General features: G+C 74.1%; 2 protein-coding genes and 1 pseudogene. All 3 read left to right on the forward strand.

Features of this window, described 5'->3' with window-relative positions; translation table 11 throughout:
• Nucleotides 1–399: pseudogene (locus IJH84_RS28440) on the forward strand (hypothetical protein); the annotation flags it as partial.
• A gap of 51 nt (nt 400–450) precedes the next feature.
• Nucleotides 451–1,362, forward strand: coding sequence for a diacylglycerol kinase family protein (locus IJH84_RS28445; protein WP_200069664.1), 912 nt, complete (start codon nt 451–453; stop codon nt 1,360–1,362).
• Nucleotides 1,363–1,522: 160 nt separating this feature from the next.
• On the forward strand, nt 1,523–1,869 hold a 347-nt coding region (locus IJH84_RS28450; RefSeq protein ID WP_295151076.1), incomplete at its 3' end, for a hypothetical protein.

The following is a 1,869-nucleotide window of genomic DNA, read 5'->3' on the forward strand; positions in this document are numbered from 1 at the left end:
CACCGCAGGCTCGCCGCGCTCACCGCGGGTGATCTGCAGATGCGCGAGACCTTCGAAGCGTCGTGCCGCCGTTGCACCGAGCCTGCCCTGCACGTGTTCCGCCGGCTGTCCTTGGCGGGCAACGGCGAGATCGCGATCGGGCAGGCGGCCGTGCTCGCCGAGGTGGACGTGGACACCGCCGAACGCGCCTTGGACGAACTGGCCGAGGTCGGGCTGCTGGCCGCCGAGGCCGATGGCCGCTACCGGCTGCGCGAGCTGACGGGGCTGTTCGCGGGTGAGCGCCTGCGCGCCGCCGAGCCGTACTTCCGGGTGGATCAGCCGGTCGGCACGCTGCGCCGTTGCCCTTCCGTACCAGCCGGATTGCCCACGACGGCGCTGCGGACCGGCCGGTTCAGCTGAGCGGGGACGGCTCTGGTCACCGAACAGGGTCGTGCGACACGATGTTGCACCATGCGCACCGTAGTGTTGATCAACCCCGCTTCCGGCCGGGGCCGCGCCGCCGGGGTCGCGGCCGAGGTGGTGCGGCGGTTCCGCGCCGTGTCGGCCGTGCGGGTCGCGATCGCCCGGACCGCCGAGGACTTCGCCGCCTCGGCCGGTGACGCGGTGGCCGGTGAGGCGGACGTGCTGGCAGTGGTCGGCGGTGACGGTGCGATGCACGCGGCGGTGCAGGCGTGCGTGGGAACCCGCACCGCGCTGGCGGTGATCCCGGTCGGCACCGGCAACGACCTGGCGCGGGCGCTCGGCCTGCCCGCCGATCCGCTCGCGGCGACGCGGGTGGCGGCCGGTGCGCTGCAGGACGGGCAGCGGCGGGTGCTGGACCTGGGCCGGGTGGTCGGCGGGAACCGGTTCGCCACGGTGCTCTGCGCCGGGTTCGACGCGCAGGTCAACGCGCGGGTGAACCGGTCGAAGCTGCCCATCGGGCGCGCCCGCTACGACTTCGCGATCCTGCGCGAGCTGACCCGGCTGCGGGCGATGCCGCTGCGGGTCGAGGCGGACAACACGGTGCTCGACCTGGCCGCGACCTGCGTGGCCATCGGCAACACCACCTCCTACGGCGGCGGTGTGCCGATCTGCCCGCGGGCCGACCCGAGCGACGGCACCTTCGACATCACCGTGGTCGGCGAGGTCGGCCGCGAGGACTTCCTGAAGATCATGCCGACGATGCGCAGCGGCGGGCACGTGCAGCACCCGGCGGTGCGCACGCTGCGGGCCCGTTCGGTGCGGCTGTCGGGCAGCAACGGCTGGGTGGCGTTCGCCGATGGCGAACCCCAGGTGCGGCTGCCGGTCAGCGTGCGCTGCGAACCCGGCGCATTGCGCGTGCTCGCCCCGGCCGAGGCCAGCCTCACCGGAGAAGCAGCGTGAGCATGAGCGTGTTGCGAGCGCCTCGCGGTTGAGCAGCGCCGACGTCGTCCTCGCCGGTGCTCCGGTCAGGGCGGCAACGGTGACCGCCCGGCGCCGCTCGCCGAACAGCTCTGCGGGCGTGTGTGCGACGACCGCCGGGGCGATGTGAAAACCTGGAAGTGTGGCCGCAAGCCGTTCGCACCCGAACCAGCCGAACATCTCCAGCCCGGACACCTCCGGCACCCGGGAGGAGTCGAGGATGGTGAACCCGGAACCGGCGCAACCGCAGCAGCCGGGCAGCCCTGCGGACTCCCCGCAGCCGGTCGGCGCGCAGCCCCGCGACCCGGACGCCCCCGCGTCGCCTGCCGAGTCGTACTCGGCGCACCGGCACCGCAGCGCGCACCCGAAGTTCGCGGAGTTCGCCGGTGAGCTCTCCTTCGACCTGGACCCGTTCCAGCGCACCGCCTGCCAGGCCCTGGAGTCCGGGCACGGCGCGCTGGTGTGCGCGCCGACCGGCGCGGGCAAGAC

The sequence above is a fragment of the Saccharopolyspora sp. genome (genome assembly GCF_017434145.1).
Classification (GTDB): Bacteria; Actinomycetota; Actinomycetes; order Mycobacteriales; family Pseudonocardiaceae; genus Saccharopolyspora_C; species Saccharopolyspora_C galaxeae.

Coding starts and splice junctions, on each gene's coding strand:
- IJH84_RS28445 (WP_200069664.1), top strand. CDS start 451: ATGCGCACCGTAGTGTTGATCAACCCCGCTTCCGGCCGGGGCCGCGCC.